Consider the following 20,288-nt stretch of genomic DNA (forward strand, 5'->3'; position numbering starts at 1 on the left):
CAGCTTCACCACCCGCGGCTCAACTGCCTAGCGCTACCCGCCTCACGCCTGCGACGGCCACGCCACGTCGCTGCCTTCGGTGGCGGTCCCGCCGCAGGATCGCGGGGCCGACGCAACAACCGGGCCTCCCGCCACCGCGGATAACCACCAACTCGCCGATTCCCTTGCGCGCGCCCCTTGTATACATGAAACAGTCGAGACAACCGCCCCTCGACGACGGGACCGGGCCAGAGGTACGACTACGCGAAGGAGTGACGCGATGACCTTCACCACCCGGCCGACGCTGCGCGGCACGTTCGGGATGGTCTCGTCAACGCACTGGCTGGCGTCCCAGTCCGCCATGCGGATCCTCGAGCTCGGCGGGAACGCGTTCGACGCAGGCGCCGCCGCGGGGTTCGTGCTCCACGTCGTCGAACCGCACCTCAACGGACCCGGCGGTGAGGTCCCGGCCATCATCGCGACCGCCGACGACCCGGCCCCGCGAGTGCTGTCCGGCCAGGGCGTCGCGCCGGCCGGCGCCACCATCGAGCATTACCGCTCGCTGGGCCTCACGCTGGTGCCCGGCTCTGGTCCGCTCGCGGCGACAGTGCCTGGTGCCGTTGACGCTTGGCTGCTCCTGCTGCGCGACCACGGCACGCTGCCACTGAGCGTCGTACTGGAGCCGGCCATCGACTACGCGCGCAACGGTCACCCGCTGGTGCCGCGGGTCGCGGACACGATCAGCACCGTGCAGGAGTTGTTCGAGAACCAGTGGCAGACGTCGGCGGCGCTATGGCTCAAGGACGGTCGGCCTGTCACCGGTCGCTTCAGCAACCCGGCGTACGCCGGGACTCTCGAGCGGCTCGTATCGGAGGGCGAGGCCGCCGGGACCGACCGGGTCCAGCAGATCGAGCACGCGCGCAAGGCGTGGCGGGAAGGTTTTGTCGCCGAGGCCGTGGACAAGTTCTCCCGGATCCCCCACCGCGACTCCAGCGGCTCGGATCACGCGGGGCTGATCACCGGGGACGACATGGCCGCGTTCCAGGCGACCTGGGAGGACGCAGCGACGTACGACTGGAACGGGTACACGGTCGCGAAGACCGGCCCGTGGGGGCAGGGGCCCGCACTGCTGCAGTCGCTCGCCGTACTCGCGGCGCTCGGTGAGGTCGACCTGGACAGCGCCGAGGGCGTACACACCACGGTCGAGGTGATGAAGCTGTCGTTCGCCGACCGCGAGGCGTGGTACGGCGACGGCGCCGACGTACCGCTGGACACCCTGCTCTCCCCCGCGTATGCGGCCGACCGCGCCAAGCTGGTCGGGGCGGACGCTTCGCTCGAGCTACGGCCAGGCTCGCCGGACCGACGGCAGCCCCGGCTACCTTCCATTGCCGTAGGCAACGAAACCGGCAACGAAACTCGCGACGCATCGACGGGTGAGCCGACGGTCGCGCCGACCGGGGTGACCCGAGGCGACACCTGTCACGTCGACGTCGTCGACAAGTGGGGGAACATGATCTCCGCGACCCCGAGTGGCGGCTGGCTGCAGTCGTCGCCGACGATCCCGGAGCTGGGATTCTGCCTGGGCAGCCGGGCGCAGATGTTCTGGCTCGAGGAAGGACTCCCGGCATCGCTCGCGCCGGGCCGGCGGCCGCGGACGACGCTGACGCCGACGCTCGTACTGCGTGACGGTCAGGCCGTCATGGCCTGTGGCTCGCCGGGTGGCGACCAGCAGGACCAGTGGCAGCTGCTCTTCCTGCTCCGGCATCTCGGCGCGGGCATGGACCTGCAGGAGGCGATCGACGCGCCGGCCTGGCACACGACCGGCTTCCCGTCGTCCTTCTACCCGCGCACGAGCGAGCCGGGTGGACTGGTGATGGAGACGCGGGTCAGCACGCAGATCCGAAACGAGTTGGTACGCCGAGGGCACGTCGTGACCGACAGCGATGCGTGGAGCCTCGGCCGGTTGTGCGCCGTACGGAAGGAAGCCGACGGTGTGCTCGCCGCGGCCGCCAACCCGCGCGGCATGCAGGGCTACGCGGTCGGGCGCTGACCGAAGGCGGCCGCGGCGGCGGCCTCGACGTGGACTCGAGCTGCCGTCGCCGCCGCTTCGGCGTCACCGGCTTCGATCGCGTCGACGAGCCGGACGTGTTCCTCGGACGAGTGCGGTGCCCGCTGCGCGGCGCCGACGCGGAAGACCCAGTGGACGTGGTGGTACAACGCCGCCGACATCGCGTGCAGCCAGCGATTCTGGCTGACCTCGATGACCGCGCGGTGGAAGGCGCTGTTGAGCTCGGCGACCTGGTCGAAGTCCTCGGCATCGGTGGCCTTGCTCGCGTCCTCGATCAGCCGCCGCAGCATCGCGATGTCCGCGTCCGTCGCCCGCTCGGCGGCCAGACCGGCGGCGAGGGTCTCCAACTGCTGCCGTACGGCGAACAGGTCGCGGACCGCGGTCTCGTCGAGCGTCGCGACGACCGCGCCCCGCCGCGGCAGGATCTGCACGAACCCTTCAGCCTCGACGACTCGCAAGGCCTCGCGGACCGGGTTGCGGGAGACGCCGAAGTCGTCCGCGAGCCTGGTCTCGGTCAGCCGTTCGCCTTGCTGGTAGTCCCCGTCCACGATCCGGCGGCGCAGTTCCGTCAGCACCTGCTCGCGCAATGCGACATGGTCGGCACCGATCGTGCGGACGACGTGCTCGGCGCGTCCCTCCCCGTCCAGCTGCTCCACCCCTGGCTCCTCTCCCCGTTCGGCTTCGCGCCACGGTAGCGGATCGGTGGACCGGCGGCACGTGATCCCGGCCGCGCGGTATGTTGCCGGCTTGAGCATCAGACTGATTCCCCTGACCGATCCCGACTACCGGCCGTTCAGCCGCCGGATCGCCTGGCTCGCCACTGACGGCTCGGGCAACCCGGTCGGCTCCGCCTTCCTCCGGCTCAACAGCCGCCAACGGCAGGCGCATCTCGCGGAGCTCGAGCTCACCGTCCATCCGGCCGAGCGGCGTCGTGGCATCGGGACCCAGCTGCTCGGCGCGGCTGTCGGCGCCGCCCGCGAGAACGACGCGCGGATCGTCCTCGCCGACGTCGAGGCAGAGTCGGTGGGTGACTCGTTCCTCATCTCGCACGGATTCACCGTCGGGCTCACGCTGATCTACACCCGGCTCGAGCTCACAGGTCCGGATCCCGAGGTGGCCGACGTACCCGGCTACCGCCTGGTGACATGGGAGGGCGTCGCGCCGGAGCAGTTCGTGCAGTCGTTCACCGACGCCCGGGTCGGGATGAACGACGCACCGACCGGCGAGCTCGACCTCGGCGAGGACGTGTGGGACGTCGAGCGCACGCGGTACGCCGCCCGCGTGATCGCGGACCGCGGCGAGCACCTCTCGGTCGTGGCCGCCGTCGACCGCTCCGGTACGGTCGTCGGCTTCACCGAGGTCGTCGTACCCGCCGATGGCAAGGGCGAAGGCCAGCACTACGGCACCGCAGTACTCCCCGCCCACCGCGGCCAAGGCCTGGCCCGCTGGATGAAAGCCGCCCAGATCCGGCAGACCCGCGCCCGCTACCCCGACCTCTCCGCCCTACTCACCGACACCGTCGAAAACAACACCCCGATGCGCCGCACCAACGCGGCCCTCGGCTACCAGCCAACCCGCCGGGTACACCGCCGCAAGCTCGACGTCTGACTACTGGCCGAGGATCTTCTGGACGGCGGCCGTGGTGATGGGGTGGTAGCCGTTGCGGGCCTTCGCGAAGACTTCGGCGGCGAAGGCTCGGTCGGTGCCGGCCAGGGCCTGGTAGACGGGGAGGACGAGCTTCATCCGGCCCACCTTGGTGAGGAACTCGGCCAGTGAGGCGTACGCCGCCTCGTAGCTGCTGGCGGCGACGATCTGGTACCAACGGCGGGCGATCTCGCCGTTCGCGGTGCCGGTGAGGCCGTACGCGCGGTCCAGCTGCTGGAGGAGAAGCGGGCTGAGTACGTCGGGCGCCGCGTCCAGGAAGCGCAGCCACTCCTGTGTGGTCCACTGCTCGGCGCCGTGCGGCAGCTCGCCCGTGGTCAGCCACAGGTTGCGAGCGACGTCGACGACCTGGAAGCGGGCCGACACCGCGCGGACCGCGAAGGACGGAATGCCCGGTTCGTACAGCCACGCGGCCAGCTCGGCCTCGGACACCACGTCCGGATGCGGCGTCAGCAGGTGTTCCCGCAGGTGCTCCACGAAGTCGTCGGTGTTGATGCTGCGGAACGCGAACCGGTCGAAGTACCCCCGCAGGAACGGGTCGAAGACCTCCCGCGAGAACCGCTCCTCCAACCAGGACAGGAACCACGACCCCTTCAGCGGCCCGGTCGACGTCGTCCCGTGGTACTCGGACCGGTGGTGCAGACCCGGCAGCTCCACCGCCAGCTCGGCCGGTGTCAGCGGGTCGAGCTTCACCACGGTCGCGTGCTGCTTGATCGCCGTCTCCATCACCGCGAACTCGGTCCCGTAGACGGCTTCGACGATCCGGTTCTCGACGTACGACGTGAAGCCCTCGTTCAGCCAGATGTCGTCCCAGCTGTCCTGCGTGACCAGGTTGCCTGACCAGCTGTGCGCGAGCTCGTGCGCGATCACGCTGACCAGCGACTTGTCGCCGATCACCACGGTCGGCGTCGCGAACGTCATTCGCGGGTTCTCCATCCCGCCGTACGGGAACGACGGCGGCAGCACCAGCAGGTCGTAGCGACCCCAGCGGTACGGGCCGAAGAGCTCCTCGGTGACCCGCATCATCTCTTCGGTGTCGGCGAACTCGGTCGCCGCCGTCCGCGCCATCGCCGGCTCGGCCCAGACACCGGAACGCTCGCCGAGCGGCTCGAACACCAGGTCCCCCGCGGCGATCGCCAGCAGGTACGACGGAATCGGCTCCGGCATCACCACGTCGTACGACCCGGTCCGGCGCGACGTCGTCCCGTTGTCCGCACTCATCAGCACCATCAGCTCGGGCGGCGCGGTGACGTGCGCGGCGTAGCTGAACCGGACACCCGGGGTGTCCTGCACCGGCACCCAGCTGCGCGCGTGGATCGCCTGCGATTGGCTGAACATGAACGGCATCACGCCACCGGCCGTCATCGCCGGCTCCAGCCACTGCAGACCCGTCGCGGTCGGCGCGGTCCGGTAGCTCACCCGCACCCGCGGATGGCTCGCGGTGCGGATCGTCAGCGCCGACCCGAGCTCTTGGTCCGGCACGGCCAGGCTGTACTCCAGCGGCACCCAGCCCTCCGCCGTCTGCCCCTCGACCGCCAGCACGGTCAGGTCGCGGCTGTCCAGCACGAGCCGGTCCCCGGCCCCCGTCCACGCGAGCGTGTGGGTGGCGCTGCCGGACAGCACCTTGGCATCGAAGTCGAGCGCGAGGTCGAGCTCGAGATGGGTGGTCCGAACCAGGGCGGGCTCGGCGTAGGAGTGGCGATCGTGCGTCACGGAAGCTCCCCGAGTGAGGCGTCCGAGGAACAGTACCCAGGTCACGGCCCGATCGGACGGCCATTCTGAGCCACCCGCACCACCGTGCCAAAACCCCGGTTGGGTGCTGACACCGGTTGCGGAAACGAACCAGGGGTCTTGCAGACTGTGACCATGACGACCCAGGGAAATCCGGAGCTGGTGCTGAAACGACGGCCCTTCGGATCCTGGCTGCTCGGCCCCGCCGACCAGAGCGCGCGGCTGCTGCGACTCCGCCTCCAGGTCCTGATGACCACCTTCTCGATCGGCACCAACCTGATCGGGGCGCTGATCGTCTTCGCGCTCGCGGTCTACGTCCTGCCCGGGCCGCCGCTGCTCGATCGCCTCCAGCTCGCCGAGGCGATCCTGATCCCGGCGTACTTCGTGCTGGCGCTGACAGTCGGCTGTATCTGGAGCACGCGCCTCGCGCAACGGGTCACCAGCTGGGTCGACAGCGATCGGCCGGCGACCCGCGCGGAGCAGGTCGCGACCCTCCAGCTCCCGTTGAGGTTGACCCTGATCGAGGTCCTGCTCTGGCTGATCGCCGTCATCCTCTTCACCACGTTGACGGTGATGCTGCAGCCGGAGAACGCGCTGCGGATCGCGGTCACGGTCTTCGACGGCATGATCGTGACCTGCTCGTTCTCGTACCTGCTCTCCGAGTTCGCGCTCCGGCCGGTCGCGGCGCGGGCGCTCGTCGGCTCCCCACCGCCCCGGCGGCTACTGGCGGCCGGGCTGAAGGCGCGGACGATCTTCGTCTGGGCGGTCGGCTCGGGCGTGCCGATGGCCGGGCTGATGCTGACCGCGGTCCTGGCGCTGATCGAGGGCGACGTCACGCCGACCCGGTTGTGCATCGTGATCCTTGCCGTCGGCATCGTGGCGCTGGGCAACGGTTGGCTCTTGACCGGGCTGTCCGCCCGTTCGGTGGTCGCGCCGGTCCGCTCGGTGCGGAACGCGCTGAGCCTGATCGAGGAGGGCCGCCTGGACGTGACGATCCCGGTCTTCGACGGCACCGAGCTGGGCTCGCTGCAAGCCGGGTTCAACCGGATGGCCGAGGGGCTGCGCGAGCGGGAACGCATCCGCGACGTCTTCGGTCGGTACGTCGGGCCGCGCGTCGTCCAGGAGGCGCTGGCGAGCGACCGGCTCGGCGGCGAGGAACGGTTCGTCGCGGTGCTCTTCGTCGATCTGGTCGGGTCGACGGAGCTCGCCGCGGAACGGCCACCGGCCGAGGTAGTCCAGTTGTTGAATCGCTTCTTCGCGATCGTGGTCGACGAGGTGGACCGGGCGGGCGGGTTTGTGAACAAGTTCGCCGGTGATGCCGCGCTGGCGGTCTTCGGTGCGCCGGCCGAGCTCCCGGATCCGTCCGGGAGTGCGCTCGGCGCCGGCCGGGAGCTGGCCCGGCGGCTCGGTCTCGAGTTGCCGGAGGCAACCGCAGGGATCGGCGTCACGGCCGGGATCGTGGTCGCCGGGACGGTCGGCGACGTACGGCGGCACGAGTACACGGTCATCGGCGACCCGGTGAACGAGGCGTCCCGGCTGAGCGAGCTGGCCAAGGTCGCGCCGGGACGGCTGATCGCCTCAATGGCCGCGGTCAAGGAATCAGCGACGGCGGAGGCGGCTCACTGGCGGCCGAGCGAGTCGGTCATTGTGCGCGGGCGGTCGGCGCCGACACATCTTGCTGTCCCGCAGTGATGAGCTGGTAGAGGTACGCGGACCCGTTGAGCATGGCCTTCGTCTGCCGATCGTGCGCTGCCCGCCGTTCGGCGACGGCATTGCGCAAGGCCTCGGTGCTGCCGGTACGGCGCAGGCCGTCGAGGACGGGCTTGATCTGCTCGAAGTAGTACCGCCCTTGGCGGAGCATGTGGATGATCCGGGCGTCGCGGATCTGCTCCGGACCGTACCGCCGGTACTTCGTGCCGCGCTCGCGTTCCGGCGCCAGCAGCCCGGCCGCCTCCCAGACTCTGAGCGCCGACGTACGGACACCGAGCCGGTGCGCCAACTCCCCCACCAGCAAGGATGGTCCGGTGACCGGCTGGTCGTCGACGTACTCCGCGGCCAGTGCGGCGAGGGCATCACTCGCCGCGTCGGTCGCGAGGCGTTGCTCGTTGAGCGCAGCGTGGGCCGCGTCGACGAGCCGGTACGCGAGAGCTTCGTCGCCGTTGTGGACAGCGCGCATGATCTCGGTGGCGGTCTCCGCACCGAAGCCGGGTGCGAGCGCTCGGTAGGTCAGCAGCGCGGAGACGTGCTCCGGACCGTACTGCCGGTAGCCGGTCTCCGAACGTGGCGCCGGCGGCAGGATCCCGGCCGCCTCGTAGTTGCGGACGAGCTGCGTCGACACCCCGGCGCGCCTGGCCAGATCGACCGGCCGCAGGCCCACGGGATTACCGCCCGCCGGAGACGTCGACCGTCGTACCGGTCATGTACGACGCCCGGTCCGAGGCGAGGAACGCGATCACCTCGGCGACCTCCTCGGCCTTTCCCGGACGCTGGAGCGGCGGAGTCGCGCCGAGGCGGTCCAGCCGGCCCGGCTCGTGGATGCCGGTCTCGATCAGGCCGGGACGGACGCCGAGCACGCGGATGCCCTCCTTGGCGACCTCGTTCGCGAGGCCGGTGGTGAGGGCGTCGACGGCGGCCTTGCTCGCGGCGTAGTCGACGTACTCGCCGGCGGATCCGAGCACGGCGGCGCGGGACGAGATGTTGACGATGACGCCGCCGGATCCGCCGTACGCCGTGGACATCCGGCGTACCGCTGCGCCGGCGACGAGGAACGCGCTGACCGAGTTGATCGCGAAGACGCGCTCGAGGCGGGCGGCGTCGTACTCCGCGACCCGGCCGGCGGGCGAGACGATGCCGGCGTTGTTGATGACGGCCTTCAGCGGACCCAGTTCAGCAGTGGCGGTCTCGAAGAGGCGCTCGATCTGGTCGCCCTCGACCACGTCTGCCTGGACGGCGATCGCGCGCCGGCCGAGCTCCTCGCAGGCCTTGACGACGCGGGCTGCCTCGTCGGAGCGGGTCCGGTAGTTCACGGCGACATCCCAGCCGTCGGCGGCCAGCGCGATGCAGGCCGCCGCGCCGATCCCACGGCTGCCACCGGTGACGAGAACGACTTTGCTCATGCACCTACCCTGTCACGCGGGCGGGATCTTGAACTGCAGCTGTGTCTCCGTGTCCGTGAATCCGACCGAGCGGTAGATCCGGATCGCGAGGTACTCCGGATCCGCGACCATGACCAGCGTGTGCGCCTTGGTCAGCCCGTACGTCGAGGCGTGGTGGACGAGCGTGCCGGCCAGGCCACGACCGCGAGCGTCCGGTGCCGTCTGCACGTTCTGGAGCCGGGCGAGGCCCTGGCCGTCGAAGACCAGGCCAAGCGAGCTCTGCAGCCGGTCGTCCTCGAACGCGCCGAACCACGTCCCGTGCCCGTCCTCGACCAGCCCGCGCTGCGACACCAGCCGTTGGCGGGTGAACTCCTCGTAGTACGGGTCGAGCTCCTGCTCCGCCGTGGAGAAGCCCAGCTGGAGCAGCTGGCCCCAGTCGTCGTCCGAGGTGATGGCCCGGTACGTCGCCTCCGTGTTCGGCCGCTGGGGTGGGACGACCTGGCTCGCGGTCATCACCACGTTGCGGTCGACCGTGAAGCCGGCCGCGGCCAGCTCGTCCTCGGCACCGATCTCTCCGTCGACACTGTCGATGCCGAGGGCAACATGTCGCACGGCCGGGAGCTCGCGGTGGAAGTCGTCGAGCCGGCGCTTGGCGTCGCCCGGGGCGAACGGGGTGCGGTAGAGCAGGAAGTTCCCCCACCAGAAGGCCGGGTTGTCCGGGGTGCGGATCACGACGTACTCGCCGGTGTCGTGAAAGGTGCTGCCGCTGAGCTCGAGCAGCAGCAGGTCGGTCCGGTAGCCGAGGCTGGTGATGTTCACCGGCTCATCCTCCCCGGTCGCCGCCACGGTTGACATGCAGCTATTCGGCTGCCTATTGTGTAAAGGCAGCCAGATGGCTGCATGATCGGAGGCGTGATGGACGACGAGGTGTTCCGCGCACTGGCCGACCCGAGCCGGCGGCAGTTGCTCGACACGCTGAACGCCCGCAACGGGCAGACGCTGCGCGAGCTGTGCGCCGGCCTGGAGATGGCACGTCAATCGGTGAGCAAACACCTCGCGGTGCTGGAGTCCGCCAACCTCGTCACCACCGTGTGGCGCGGGCGGGAGAAGCTGCACTACCTCAACGCCGAACCGATCAACGCGATCGCGGACCGCTGGATCACGCAGTACGACCGGCGGCGCGCGCAACTGTTCGCCGATCTCAAGACGGCTTTGGAGGCCGAACCACCGATGAGCGACAACGACTTCGTCTACACGACTTACATCAAGACCACGCCGGAACGGCTCTGGGCGGCGCTGACCGAGCCGGAGTTCACCGAGCAGTACTGGCACCTCCACTTCGAGACCGAGTGGAAGCCGGGCGCGGAGATGGTCTGGCACCACTCCGACGGCGTCACCACGTCCGGTCCGGAGCAGATGGTTGTCGAGTACGACCCGTACACCCGCCTTGCCTACCGCTGGCACCACATCACGCCGGAGTTCTCCAAGGCGTTCGACATCGACGACGCCACCCACGAGAAGCTCGCCCGCGAGCCCCTCTCCACCGCGACCTTCGAACTGGAGCCGGTCGACGACAAGGTGAAGCTGACGGTCATCCACAGCGGCTTCGAACCCGAGAGCACCCTCCGCACGATGATCAACGACGGCTGGCCGGCCGTCCTCTCGGACCTGAAGACCCTGCTGGAAACGAGCTAGGGCCGTTTGTGAATGAGGAGGGGGAGCACGGCTTGGGCGCCCGCTTCGCGGAGCTTGGCAGCGGCTACGGTGATCGGCCACTGGGACGACGTGGCGTCCACCAGCAGGAGGACGGTGCTGCCGGACAGCGTTTGTGCGGTGGTGCCGTCCACCTGCAGGCCGTCTCGCCAGAGCCTGGCCTCGTCTGCTGAGGACAGGTCGTCCGAGTAGCCGGTGCGGTCGACGAGCAGCTCGGCTCGCTCCAGTCGGCCCACGGCTGCCACGTGGTCCGCGAGCGCCGAGGTGAGGGCGGTGTACCCCGATGCGGCCAGCGGTACGACGACCTCCGGCCGAGCGGACCACGAGCTGCGCCACTGGGAGAGCGACGAGATGGCGCCTGCCTTCAGTGCCTCCACCGCCTCGGACGACGGCGACGGACCGTAGGCGTCGGCCAGGACCTCACGCCACTCGGGGGCGTCGGCGTAGATGATGATTCGGCCGGGGTCGGCCGACAGGCCGGGCGGGATCTTGCCGCGGGCGCCGAATGATCCGCCCGGCCACATCTTGCGTGGCTCGAGCACGTGGACCTCGCCGCGGAGCAGGCGGATGATCGCCGCGACCGTGTCCGGCGACGGCCGGGCCTCGAGCGGGGCAGGCAGCGCACCGATACACACCGAGCACCGGCCGCACGGCTCGGCGGACGGATCGTCCAGCGACTCCTGCAGAAGTTGCATCAAGCAACGATCGCCGTGGGTGTACGCGCGCATGATGTCCGCCTCGCGCCGGCGTACCGACACGATCCCGTCGTAGTGCGCGGCGTCGAACGTCCACTCGGCGCCGGTCCGCACCCAACCGCGCTCGACCCGCTCGACGACTCCATCGACTGCGAGCTGCTTCAGCATCAACTCGACCCGCGTCCGCCGGAGCCCGGTCTCCGCCTCCAGCGCCGGCACCGACGCGGGCTGATCCGGACCGTAACCCTCCAGCCCACGCAGCAACCGCTGCACATTCTCCGGAATCGGAATCGTCGCCGTCGCGAAGTAGTCCCAGACACCTGAGTCCGCATCCGAGGGCAGCAACGCCACCACTGCGTGGTCGATCCCGCGGCCGGCACGTCCGACCTGCTGGTAGTACGACACCGGCGAGGGCGGCGACCCGACATGCACCACGAACCCCAGGTCGGGCTTGTCGTAACCCATCCCCAGCGCCGACGTCGCGATCAGCGCCTTCAGCCGGTTCTCCCGCAGGGCGTCCTCGAGGCTCTCCCGCTCTCCCGCCTCCAGCTGCCCCGTGTACGCCGCCACCGGTACGTCGCGCCCGTGCACTTCCTGGATCACCGCCGCCAGCCGCTGCGCATCCGCAACGGTCAGCGTGTACACAATCCCGGACCCCGGCAGGTTCGGCAGCTGGTCCACCACCCACGCGAACCGATCCAGCGGCGACAACGCATCCACCACGGCGAGCTGCAGACTGGATCGCGCCAGCGGCCCACGCAGTACCAGCGTCGACTCCCCCAGCTGCTTGGCCACATCGTCAGTCACTCGCGCATTGGCGGTCGCTGTCGTCGCAAGCACCGGCGTCTTCGGGTTCAACTGCTGGAGCACCTCGGACACCCGCCGGTAGTCCGGCCGGAAGTCATGCCCCCAGTCGGACACCGCATGCGCCTCGTCGATTACCAGCAACCCGATCTGTCCCGCCAGCGCATCCAGCACCCGCCGCCCGAACCCAGGGTTGGCCAACCGCTCCGGCGACACCAGCAGCACGTCGATGCCGCCGGACCGCAGGTCGTGCTCGATGCTCGACCAGTCGTCGACGTTGTTCGAGTTCAAGGTCGCCGCCCGCAACCCGGCCCGGCCTGCCGCCGCCACCTGATCCCGCATCAACGACAACAGCGGCGACACCACCAGCGTCGGACCGGCGCCCTCGGCCCGCCGGATCGCGGTCGCCGCCCAGTAGACAGCCGACTTGCCCCAACCGGTCGCCTGCACGACGAGCACCCGCGCCGCCGGCTCACACAACGCAGCAACCGCGGTCTCCTGATCCGCGCGCAGCCGTGCGTCCGCCCCGGCGATCGCCTGGATCAGTCCACCTGCGATCCCGGCCCGCTCGTCGGTCAGTGTCAGCGTCGCGTTCGTCTCAGCCATGTCGAAGACCCTAGACGCCTTCACCCCCACTTCGCTGAGCCCGAGCCCCGCGCTGTGGATAACTCAGGCGCACTTCCCCGGATGACACGGCTGGTCGGAAGAGTCGAGGAGGCGCCGGGGGCCGGGACCCTTCGCGGCGAGCGTGTCGTGCGGGTTCGCGAGGGCGCAGCGGTCGATCGACAGGCAGCCGCAGCCTACGCAGTCCTTGAAGTCGTCGCGGAGCTGTTCGAGATGGAGGATGCGCTTGTCGAGCTCGGCCTGCCAGCACTCGGAGATGCGTTCCCAGTCGGCGCGGCTCGGCGTGCGGTTGTCCGGGAGCAGCTTGAGGATCGCGGCGACCTCGGCGAGCGGGATGCCGACGCGCTGAGCGATCCGGATCAGCGCAACCCGACGGAGCGTGTCGCGCTTGTACCGGCGCTGGTTGCCCGACGTACGGCGACTGATGATCAGGCTCTGCCGTTCGTAGAAGTGCAGAGCCGAGATCGCGACGCCGCTGCGCTGCGCCAACTGCCCGACCGTCAGCTCACCCGGCTCGATGTCCATGTCCCGTCCCTCCAACCTCAACTTATATCGAGGCTAGCGGACGGGGTCAGGCAGTGACGAGGCGCCGCCCGATGCTCGCGGACATCAGTGCAGCCGCCGCGCAGAGCCCACCGGCCAGGTACCACGCGAGGTTGTAGCTGCCCTGCGCGTCCCGGATCCAGCCGGCGCCCGTCGCGGCCAGTGCGGCACCGACCTGGTGCGACGCGAACACCCAGCCGAACACGATCGGCCCGTCCTGACCGAACCACTCCCGGCACAGCGCCACCGTCGGCGGCACGGTGGCGACCCAGTCCAGCCCGTAGAAGATGATGAACACCCATGTGCTCGGCTGTGCGGTCGGGCCAAGCAGCGACGGCAGCACGAGCAGCGACAGACCGCGCAGCGTGTAGTAGGCGATCAGCAGGTACCGCGGGTCCCACCGGTCGGTCAGGTAGCCCGAGAAGATCGTCCCGCCGACGTCGAAGACGCCCACGAGGGCCAGCAACGAGGCAGCGGTCGTGGCCGGCATGCCATGGTCGTGCGCTGCGGTCACGAAGTGCGTCCCGATCAGACCGTTCGTCGACGCACCACAGATCGCAAACCCACCTGCCAGCAGCCAGAACGCGGGCCGCCGCGACGCCAGCTTCAGTGCGTTCAGCGCCCGCATAGCGCTACTACCAGTCGTCTCCACCCGCTGACCGGCCGTGCTCCCCTCAGGAGCGCCGTACGCCTTCAGCCCGACGTCGCTCGGGTAGTCCCGCAGGAAGAACAGCACCAGCGGTACGACGGCCAGCGCGGCCGCGGCTGCGACCAGCGCGGGCACCCGCCACCCGTACCGCCCAGCCAGCGACGCGATGAGCGGCAGGAAGATCAGCTGCCCGGTCGCACCGGCCGCGGTGAGGATCCCGGTGACCAGACCGCGCCGCCGGATGAACCAGCGGCCGGTGATCGTCGCCACGAAGGTCATCGACATCGAGCCGGTGCCAATGCCAACCAGCAGGCCCCAGCAGAGCAGAAGCTGCCAGGAGGCGGTCATGAAGACGGTGAGGCCGCTGCCGAGTGCGATCAGCACCAGCGCACCGCTGACGACCTTGCGCAGGCCGAGCCGGTCCATCAGCGCGGCCGCGAACGGCGAGATGCCACCGAACAGCAGCAGGTTGATCGACACCGCCGCCGAGATCGTCGCGTGCGACCACCCGAACTCGTCGTGCAGCGGATCGAGCAGCACACTCGGCACCGACCGGAACCCGGCCGCACCGATCAGGGTCACGAACCCCACCACGGCGACCGCCCAGGCAAGATGCACCCTGGGGGCCTTCTTCGTCTCCAGAATCTGAGTCACCGAGCCAGTGTGACGGTTCGACGTTCATCGAACCAGTGGCCAAATTGCCAGCATGTGTCAAGATATGGCCATGGCTGTCCGCAAGCGCCACCTCGCCGCCGTCGGTCCGCACGTGGTCGCCGTCCTGGCGCTCGAACCAGTGGTCGGGTTCGACCTGACCATCCCACCGACCGTGCTCGGCGCCGCCACCACGGCCGACGGCACCAAGCTGTACGACGTGCGTATCTGCGGCCTGGGCGGACCGGTGCGAGCCGGTGCCGGGTTCATGCTGACGCCGGACTACGGTCCCGAGGCGCTGGCCGAGGCGGACACCGTGATCATCCCGGGCACCTATATCGCAAAGCCGCGGTACGAGGGCACGCTGCCCGACGACCTGGCCGAGGCGCTCGCGACGATCCGGCCCGGGACCCGGATCGCGTCGATCTGTACGGGCGCGTTCGTTCTGGGCGCTGCCGGCTTGCTCGACGGCCGGCCGGCGACCACGCACTGGGAGCGGGCCGACCTGTTCCGCAGTGTCTACCCGCAGGTGAAGCTCGACGAGGACCGGTTGTTCATCGACGACGGCGACATCCTCACCTCGGCCGGTCTGGCGGCTGGTGTCGACCTCTGTCTGCACCTGATCCGCCGTGACTTCGGCAGTGAGGTGGCGAACCGGGCTGCTCGGCACTGCGTCGTACCGCCGTGGCGTGACGGCGGCCAGTCGCAGTACATCGAGCACGTGATCCCTGAGGAAGGCAGCGGGGGTACTTCACCGACTCGGGCGTGGGCGCTGGAGCGGCTCGCGCAGGAGATCAGCCTGCCGGCGATGGCTGCGCATGCCCGGATGAGTGTCCGCACGTTCAGTCGTCGCTTCAAGGCCGAGACCGGTCAGTCCCCCGGCACCTGGCTGCTGCAGCAGCGCGTACGGCACGCTTGCCAGCTGCTGGAGACGACGGACCTCCCAGTGGACCGGGTGGCCGAGGAGGCGGGCCTCGGTACGGCCGCCTCTCTCCGCCACCACCTCAGGTCCGAGCTGGGCGTGTCCCCGCTCGCCTACCGCAAGACGTTCCGGGCCGGCTGAGCCTCAGAGCACCACGAGGTCGTGCGGCTGCTGGTTCATCGACTCGCCGCCGTCTTCGGTCACCACGACGATGTCCTCGATCCGCGCACCCCACCGGCCCGGCTGGTAGATCCCTGGCTCGATGCTGAACGCCATGCCCGCCTCCAGCGGCAGCGTGTTGCCACCGACGATGTACGGCTCCTCATGGACGTCCAGACCGATGCCATGCCCGGTCCGGTGGATGAAGAACTCACCAAACCCGGCGGCGGTGATCACCTCCCGAGCCGCCGCGTCGATCGACTCTGCCGAGACCCCTGGGCGTACCGCGTCCACCGCAGCCTGCTGTGCTTCTTGGAGTACGGCGTACGTCGCCAGCACGTCTGCGTCGCGCGGTGAGCCGACGGCGTACGTCCGGGTGGAGTCCGAGTTGTAGCCCTCGGCCACCGGACCGCCGATGTCGACGACAACGACGTCGCCTGTCTCGATGACTCGGTCCGACAGGGCGTGGTGCGGGCTGGCGCCGTTCGGTCCGCTCGCCACGATGACGAAGTCGGCGAGCGTGTGCCCCTCCGCCACAATGGCGTCGGCGATGTCCGCGCCGACCTCTGCCTCGGTACGGCCCGCTCGCAGCCACTCGCCGACCCGTGCGTGCACACGGTCGATCGCAGCACCCGCCTTGCGCAGCGCGTCGATCTCGGCGGCGTCCTTGCGCATCCGCAGTTCGCGAACGATCGGCCCGGCGAGCACCTGCTCGGCCTTGGGCAGCGCCTCGCGCAGAGCGAGCACATGCAACGCTGGCGTGAAGTCGCTGACCGCCACCCGCTCCGCACCCTGGAGCCGCTCGGCCGCGAACGCGTAGGGGTCCACGCCATCGACCCAGGTCACGACGTCGACGTTGAGCTCGTCGAGCGGCAGGTCCGCAAACCCGGGCGCCTCCAGCTTCGGTACGACGAGCGCGACCGGGCCGTCGGCCGGAATGACCAGCGTGGTCAGCCGCTCGAACGAACCGCCCGGCGCGCCGAGGAAGTACCGCAGGTCGGAGCCGGGTGCGATCAACAGCCCGGTGCCTTCGGCGGCCGCGCGGGCACGCTCGAGCCGGGAACGTAGGACGGCGGATTCGGGGAGCGGGGGAAGTGGTGCACGACGGGCCATGGGCATGACTCTAAAACTGTCCGGGCCGGGTGCTACAACTCCTTTCATGTCACTCCATCACGTGTCCTTCGGCGACGGCGTACCGGTCCTTGCCCTGCACGGCTGGTCCCCCGACCACCGTTTGATGACCGGCCCCCTTGAGCCAGTCTTCGCGGACCTTCCTGGGTACCGGCGGCTCTACCCCGATCTGCCCGGGATGGGACGGTCGCCGGCGGGTGACATCGACAGCTCCGACGGGATCATGGCTGCGGTCCGCGGCTTCATCGACGAGCAGATCGGCTCCGAGCCCTTCGTGCTCATCGGCGAGTCGTACGGCGGCTACCTCGGGCGCGCGCTGGTCGCGGAGCGGCCGGAGCAGGTGCTCGGGCTCGGCCTGATCTGCCCGGTGGGCGTCCTGTGGCACAAGGACCGTCGGGTGCCGGAGCACGTCGTACTGCGGTCCGAGCCTGGCGTGGTCGAGTCGCTGCAGGAGGGCGAGGACTTCACCGAGCTCGCGGTGATTCAGACAGCGGCTGCGCTGGCGGCGTACCGGTCGGATGTGGCTCCCGGTCTGGCGCTGGCGGACGAGGAGGCGCTGGCGCGGATCCAGAAGAACTGGGAGCTGACGATCGCGCCGGAGAGCGGCCCGGTCTACACGCGGCCGACGCTGGTGCTGTGCGGTCGGCAGGACTCGATCACCGGCTACGAGGACCAGTTCGACCTGCTCCCGCACTACCCGCGGGCGACGTATGCCGTGCTCGATGTGGCCGGGCACAACCTGCAGCTCGAGCAGCCGGAGCTGTTCGGCGCGTTGGTGCGCGACTGGTTGCAAAGGGTCAGCTGACCCCCTCCCGCGGATGGCTACCAGCGGGTAATGTCAGCCGCATGGTGACTGGGAAGCGTCCGTTCGGTTGGCCTCTGCTGGTCGCACTGACCAACGGCCGGACCAGCATCCCCGACGATCGGCTGGCCGCGGCGGTCCGCGGCAAGGTGGTCCTGGTGACCGGATCGTCGTACGGCATCGGCGAGGCGACCGCACGCAGGCTCGCGTCGGCCGGGGCGACGGTGTTGCTCGTTGCCCGGACCGCTGAGCAGTTGGAGCTGGTCGCGGCGGACATCCGGTCGGCGGGCGGTACGGCGTACGCGTACCCGGCGAACCTGGCCTCGCCGGACACGGTCGAGGAGCTGGTGCGGACCGTGCTGGCTGAGCACGGGCATGTCGACGTACTGGTGAGCAACGCCGGGAAATCGATCCGGCGATCGGTCGCGGACACGTACCAGCGCTTCCACGACATCGAGCGGACGAACGCGATCAACTACCTGGGCCCGGCGAAGCTCGTCCTCGAGCTGCTGCCGTCGATGCGTGAGCGGCGTTCGGGTCACATCGTGAACGTGTCGACGGCCGGGGTCCGGACGCCGCCGATGGCGCGATGGTCGGCGTACCTGGCGTCGAAGAGCGCGTTCGACGTGTGGCTGCGGTGTGTGGCGCAGGAGGTTCGCGGGGATGGTGTGACCACGTCCACTGTCTACATGGGTCTGGTGCACACGCGGATGAGTGAGCCGACGCCGCTGCTGAACAAGCTGCCTGGGTTGACGCCGGAGCAGGCGGCCGATCAGGTGTGTACGGCGGTGGCGGAGCGGCCGCACAACATCACGCCGCCGTTCGTTCGGCCGGCTGATGCCTTGGGCAACATGTTGCGGTTGCCCACGGACCGGCTGCTCGAGCAGTACTTCCGGCGTACCGGAGGTGCGAAGTAGCGATGCGGACGCCGCGACCGATCGGACCGATGCGACCGCCCGAGTGGCTGGTGCGGAGCGCGGCCGAGGTCGGTGGGCTGTCGGTCGCGCTGGTCCGGTCCGGGGTGTGGCGGTCGGCAGGTCCGGCGCAGTTGGTCCGGATCGAGCGCGCGCTGCGGACCTGGGGGCAGTCGATGGCGGCGCTCGGGGCGATCGCGGCGATCCGGTACCCGGACCGGGCGGCGGTGATCGATCCCGGCGGGACGCTGACGTACGCCGAGCTCGACCGGCGCTGCGCGCGGATCGCGGCCGGGTTGCACGCGGAGTTCGGCATCGTTGCCGGCAGCAAGGTCGCGGTGCTGTGCCGGAACCACCGAGGCTTCCTCGAGGCCACGCTGGCGGCGTCGCGGCTCGGGGCAGATGTCCTATTCGTGAACACCGAGTTCGCTCCCCCACAACTGCAAGCCGTCCTGGACCGCCACCGCCCGGACATCCTGATCCACGACGCCGAGTTCACCCCACCAGCAGACCTCCCATCGGTACTCGCCGACCTCGACGGGCTGGCCGCGGCTACGGCGCCTCAGCCGCCGGCGCCGGAGGCGGCTGGGCACATCACGATTCTCACTTCGGGGACGACGGGGACGCCCAAGGCGGCGCCGCGGGTGCCTACCGCGTTGGGGTTGGCTGGGTTGACGGCCAGTGCGCTCAATCGGTTCGGGTTGCGGTCCGGCGAGGCGATGGTCGTCTGCCCGCCGCTGTTCCACGGGCTCGGGCTGCTGACGTCGATGCTGGCCTTGTTTCTCGGGTCGCCGTTGGTGCTGCGGCCGCGGTTCGATCCTGCCGCGGTGTTGGCCGACGTCGAGGACACGCGAGCGGGCGCGATAGTCGCCGTACCGGTGATGCTGCGGCGGATGCTCGACCTGGGGCCAGCGGCGATCGCGGAGTACGACCTGCGCTCGCTCCGGGCCGTGGTGTCCGGCGCCTCGCAGCTCGGTGCGCCGCTCGCCGAGCGGTTCATCGAGCGCTTCGGGCCGATACTGTGCGACGCCTACGGGTCGAGCGAGGTCGGGATCGCGACGATCGCCACCTCCGCGGACCTGATCGCGGCGCCCGGGACGGTTGGACGTCCGTGCCTCGGCAGTACCGTGCGGATCCTCGACACTTCCGACCGTCCGGTACCGACCGGCGAGACCGGGCGGATCTTCGCGGGCGGCGGGCTGGTGTTCACCGGGTACTCCGATGGCTCGACCAAGACCGTCGTCGACGGCCGGATGAGCACCGGCGACCTCGGCCACCTGGACGCAGCCGGACGCCTGTTCATCGACGGACGCGAGGACGACATGATCGTCTCCGGCGGCGAGAACGTATACCCGGTCGAGGTCGAGTCGTGCCTCGCCACACACCCGGCCGTCGCGGAGGCAGTGGTCACCGGCGTACCGGACGAGGAGTTCGGCCAGCGCCTGGTCGCGTACGTCGTACTCCGCGAGCCCGCGACCGAGGACGAGCTCCTCGCCCACGTAAAGGCGAACCTCGCCCGGTACAAGACACCACGGCGAATCGTGATCCTCGACGACTTCCCCCGCAACGCAACCGGCAAGGTCCTACGAAGTCTTCTACCTGAGGCTCACTGACCCGGTCGGTGTCGGGCGGACTGTGATGGGTGGGAGAGTGTGGGCGTGAAGATCTTGGTCGGGTATGTGCCAACAGCCGAGGGTGAGGCCGCGCTGGCGGCCGCGGCTGCCGAGGCGGAACTGCGCGGTGCGTCGGTCCTGCTGCTGAACACGAGTCGCGGGGACGCGTACATCGACGCGCGGTACGCCAACAGCGAGGAGCTGGCCGCGGCCGAGGCCAAGCTGCGCGCGGCCGGCGTCGAGGTGACGATCCAGCAGGCCGTCTCCGAGGGCGACGTGGCCGGCGAACTCATCAAAGCGGCCGGCGCCGACGACGTCGGCCTGATCGTCCTCGGCCTCCGCCGCCGCTCCCCGGTCGGCAAACTGATCCTCGGCAGCACCGCCCAACGAGTCCTCCTCGACTCCCCCGTCCCGGTCCTCGCCGTCAAGGTCCCTTCACCACACGACTGACAGCTGTGGTGCGCGCGAACTGCTTCGCCGACGACGTGTCGGTCGCGCGGGATGCCCGCGATCGCGGTCTGGGCCTGTACCGC

18 protein-coding genes are annotated in these 20,288 nt (G+C 69.9%); 9 read left to right on the forward strand and 9 right to left on the reverse strand.

Annotated elements, in window-relative coordinates; genetic code table 11:
* Positions 1–259 precede the first annotated feature (259 nt).
* Positions 260–2,029 carry a gamma-glutamyltransferase gene (locus AB0E69_RS21430; RefSeq protein WP_360148434.1) on the forward strand — a complete coding sequence of 590 codons (1,770 nt, stop codon included), beginning with the start codon at positions 260–262 and terminating at the stop codon, positions 2,027–2,029.
* On the opposite strand, the gene AB0E69_RS21435 is transcribed toward AB0E69_RS21430, so the two are convergent.
* Positions 2,011–2,703, reverse strand: a complete 693-nt coding sequence (locus AB0E69_RS21435) for a GntR family transcriptional regulator (RefSeq protein ID WP_360148437.1) — start codon at positions 2,701–2,703, stop codon at positions 2,011–2,013. The two genes, AB0E69_RS21430 and AB0E69_RS21435, sit on opposite strands and share 19 nt — an antisense overlap.
* Positions 2,704–2,794: 91 nt before the next feature.
* Between AB0E69_RS21435 and AB0E69_RS21440 the strand changes: the two genes are divergently transcribed.
* The gene (locus AB0E69_RS21440; RefSeq protein WP_360148440.1) at positions 2,795–3,655 is read left to right on the forward strand and encodes a GNAT family N-acetyltransferase; all 861 of its coding nucleotides are present in this window, start codon (positions 2,795–2,797) and stop codon (positions 3,653–3,655) included.
* On the opposite strand, the gene AB0E69_RS21445 is transcribed toward AB0E69_RS21440, so the two are convergent.
* Positions 3,656–5,422: a M1 family metallopeptidase gene (locus tag AB0E69_RS21445; RefSeq protein WP_360148443.1), complete on the reverse strand. Its 1,767-nt coding sequence runs from the start codon at positions 5,420–5,422 to the stop codon at positions 3,656–3,658. It abuts the gene before it with no gap.
* 153 nt (positions 5,423–5,575) lie between these two features.
* On the opposite strand from AB0E69_RS21445, the gene AB0E69_RS21450 reads away from it, so the two are divergent.
* Entirely contained in the window at positions 5,576–7,132 is a 1,557-nt protein-coding gene (locus AB0E69_RS21450) for an adenylate/guanylate cyclase domain-containing protein (protein WP_360148446.1), read from the forward strand.
* Here AB0E69_RS21450 and AB0E69_RS21455 read toward each other — a convergent pair.
* Genes AB0E69_RS21455 through AB0E69_RS21465 form a run of 3 tightly spaced genes read right to left on the reverse strand, consistent with a single transcriptional unit; the run spans position 7,083 to position 9,354 of the window.
* The gene (locus AB0E69_RS21455; RefSeq protein ID WP_360148449.1) at positions 7,083–7,817 is read right to left on the reverse strand and encodes a MerR family transcriptional regulator; all 735 of its coding nucleotides are present in this window, start codon (positions 7,815–7,817) and stop codon (positions 7,083–7,085) included. The two genes, AB0E69_RS21450 and AB0E69_RS21455, sit on opposite strands and share 50 nt — an antisense overlap.
* A 4-nt stretch (positions 7,818–7,821) precedes the next feature.
* Complete coding sequence (locus tag AB0E69_RS21460; RefSeq protein ID WP_360148452.1) at positions 7,822–8,556, reverse strand: SDR family oxidoreductase; 735 nt, start codon at positions 8,554–8,556, stop codon at positions 7,822–7,824.
* Between the two features lie 12 nt (positions 8,557–8,568).
* The gene (locus tag AB0E69_RS21465) at positions 8,569–9,354 is read right to left on the reverse strand and encodes a GNAT family N-acetyltransferase (RefSeq protein WP_360148455.1); all 786 of its coding nucleotides are present in this window, start codon (positions 9,352–9,354) and stop codon (positions 8,569–8,571) included.
* A gap of 81 nt (positions 9,355–9,435) precedes the next feature.
* On the opposite strand from AB0E69_RS21465, the gene AB0E69_RS21470 reads away from it, so the two are divergent.
* Positions 9,436–10,230: a metalloregulator ArsR/SmtB family transcription factor gene (locus tag AB0E69_RS21470; protein WP_360148458.1), complete on the forward strand. Its 795-nt coding sequence runs from the start codon at positions 9,436–9,438 to the stop codon at positions 10,228–10,230.
* On the opposite strand, the gene AB0E69_RS21475 is transcribed toward AB0E69_RS21470, so the two are convergent.
* The 3 genes from AB0E69_RS21475 to AB0E69_RS21485 all read right to left on the reverse strand — a co-directional run bounded on the left by AB0E69_RS21475 (position 10,227) and on the right by AB0E69_RS21485 (position 14,217).
* Positions 10,227–12,353, reverse strand: a complete 2,127-nt coding sequence (locus AB0E69_RS21475; RefSeq protein ID WP_360148461.1) for a DEAD/DEAH box helicase — start codon at positions 12,351–12,353, stop codon at positions 10,227–10,229. The genes AB0E69_RS21470 and AB0E69_RS21475 overlap by 4 nt on opposite strands.
* 63 nt (positions 12,354–12,416) lie before the next feature.
* Complete coding sequence (gene soxR, locus AB0E69_RS21480; protein WP_360148464.1) at positions 12,417–12,896, reverse strand: redox-sensitive transcriptional activator SoxR; 480 nt, start codon at positions 12,894–12,896, stop codon at positions 12,417–12,419.
* 46 nt (positions 12,897–12,942) lie between these two features.
* A complete protein-coding gene (locus tag AB0E69_RS21485; protein WP_360148467.1) occupies positions 12,943–14,217 on the reverse strand; it encodes an MFS transporter in 1,275 nt (424 codons plus the stop codon).
* 70 nt (positions 14,218–14,287) lie between these two features.
* Here AB0E69_RS21485 and AB0E69_RS21490 point away from each other — a divergent pair, with 70 nt between their 5' ends.
* On the forward strand, positions 14,288–15,277 hold the full coding sequence (locus AB0E69_RS21490; protein WP_360148470.1) for a helix-turn-helix domain-containing protein: 990 nt from the start codon (positions 14,288–14,290) through the stop codon (positions 15,275–15,277).
* 3 nt (positions 15,278–15,280) lie between these two features.
* Here AB0E69_RS21490 and AB0E69_RS21495 read toward each other — a convergent pair whose 3' ends face one another.
* On the reverse strand, positions 15,281–16,408 hold the full coding sequence (locus AB0E69_RS21495; RefSeq protein WP_360148473.1) for a Xaa-Pro peptidase family protein: 1,128 nt from the start codon (positions 16,406–16,408) through the stop codon (positions 15,281–15,283).
* Positions 16,409–16,454: 46 nt separating this feature from the next.
* Between AB0E69_RS21495 and AB0E69_RS21500 the strand changes: the two genes are divergently transcribed.
* Genes AB0E69_RS21500 through AB0E69_RS21515 form a run of 4 tightly spaced genes read left to right on the forward strand, consistent with a single transcriptional unit; the run spans position 16,455 to position 20,205 of the window.
* Complete coding sequence (locus AB0E69_RS21500) at positions 16,455–17,231, forward strand: alpha/beta hydrolase (RefSeq protein ID WP_360148475.1); 777 nt, start codon at positions 16,455–16,457, stop codon at positions 17,229–17,231.
* Between the two features lie 41 nt (positions 17,232–17,272).
* A complete protein-coding gene (locus tag AB0E69_RS21505) occupies positions 17,273–18,145 on the forward strand; it encodes an SDR family NAD(P)-dependent oxidoreductase (RefSeq protein WP_360148478.1) in 873 nt (290 codons plus the stop codon).
* 2 nt (positions 18,146–18,147) lie between these two features.
* On the forward strand, positions 18,148–19,755 hold the full coding sequence (locus tag AB0E69_RS21510) for an AMP-binding protein (RefSeq protein WP_360148481.1): 1,608 nt from the start codon (positions 18,148–18,150) through the stop codon (positions 19,753–19,755).
* Positions 19,756–19,800: 45 nt separating this feature from the next.
* Positions 19,801–20,205 (forward strand): universal stress protein, encoded by a 405-nt coding sequence (locus AB0E69_RS21515; RefSeq protein WP_360148483.1) that lies wholly within the window; start codon positions 19,801–19,803, stop codon positions 20,203–20,205.
* Positions 20,206–20,288: the final 83 nt, after the last annotated feature.

The organism is Kribbella sp. NPDC026611 (assembly GCF_040638345.1).
In the GTDB taxonomy this organism is placed as follows: domain Bacteria; phylum Actinomycetota; class Actinomycetes; order Propionibacteriales; family Kribbellaceae; genus Kribbella.

Coding starts and splice junctions, on each gene's coding strand:
- AB0E69_RS21430 (WP_360148434.1), top strand. CDS start 260: ATGACCTTCACCACCCGGCCGACGCTGCGCGGCACGTTCGGGATGGTC.
- AB0E69_RS21450 (WP_360148446.1), top strand. CDS start 5,576: ATGACGACCCAGGGAAATCCGGAGCTGGTGCTGAAACGACGGCCCTTC.
- AB0E69_RS21460 (WP_360148452.1), bottom strand. CDS start 8,556: ATGAGCAAAGTCGTTCTCGTCACCGGTGGCAGCCGTGGGATCGGCGCG.
- AB0E69_RS21470 (WP_360148458.1), top strand. CDS start 9,436: ATGATCGGAGGCGTGATGGACGACGAGGTGTTCCGCGCACTGGCCGAC.
- AB0E69_RS21475 (WP_360148461.1), bottom strand. CDS start 12,353: ATGGCTGAGACGAACGCGACGCTGACACTGACCGACGAGCGGGCCGGG.
- soxR (WP_360148464.1), bottom strand. CDS start 12,896: ATGGACATCGAGCCGGGTGAGCTGACGGTCGGGCAGTTGGCGCAGCGC.
- AB0E69_RS21490 (WP_360148470.1), top strand. CDS start 14,288: ATGGCTGTCCGCAAGCGCCACCTCGCCGCCGTCGGTCCGCACGTGGTC.
- AB0E69_RS21495 (WP_360148473.1), bottom strand. CDS start 16,408: ATGGCCCGTCGTGCACCACTTCCCCCGCTCCCCGAATCCGCCGTCCTA.
- AB0E69_RS21500 (WP_360148475.1), top strand. CDS start 16,455: ATGTCACTCCATCACGTGTCCTTCGGCGACGGCGTACCGGTCCTTGCC.
- AB0E69_RS21505 (WP_360148478.1), top strand. CDS start 17,273: ATGGTGACTGGGAAGCGTCCGTTCGGTTGGCCTCTGCTGGTCGCACTG.
- AB0E69_RS21510 (WP_360148481.1), top strand. CDS start 18,148: ATGCGGACGCCGCGACCGATCGGACCGATGCGACCGCCCGAGTGGCTG.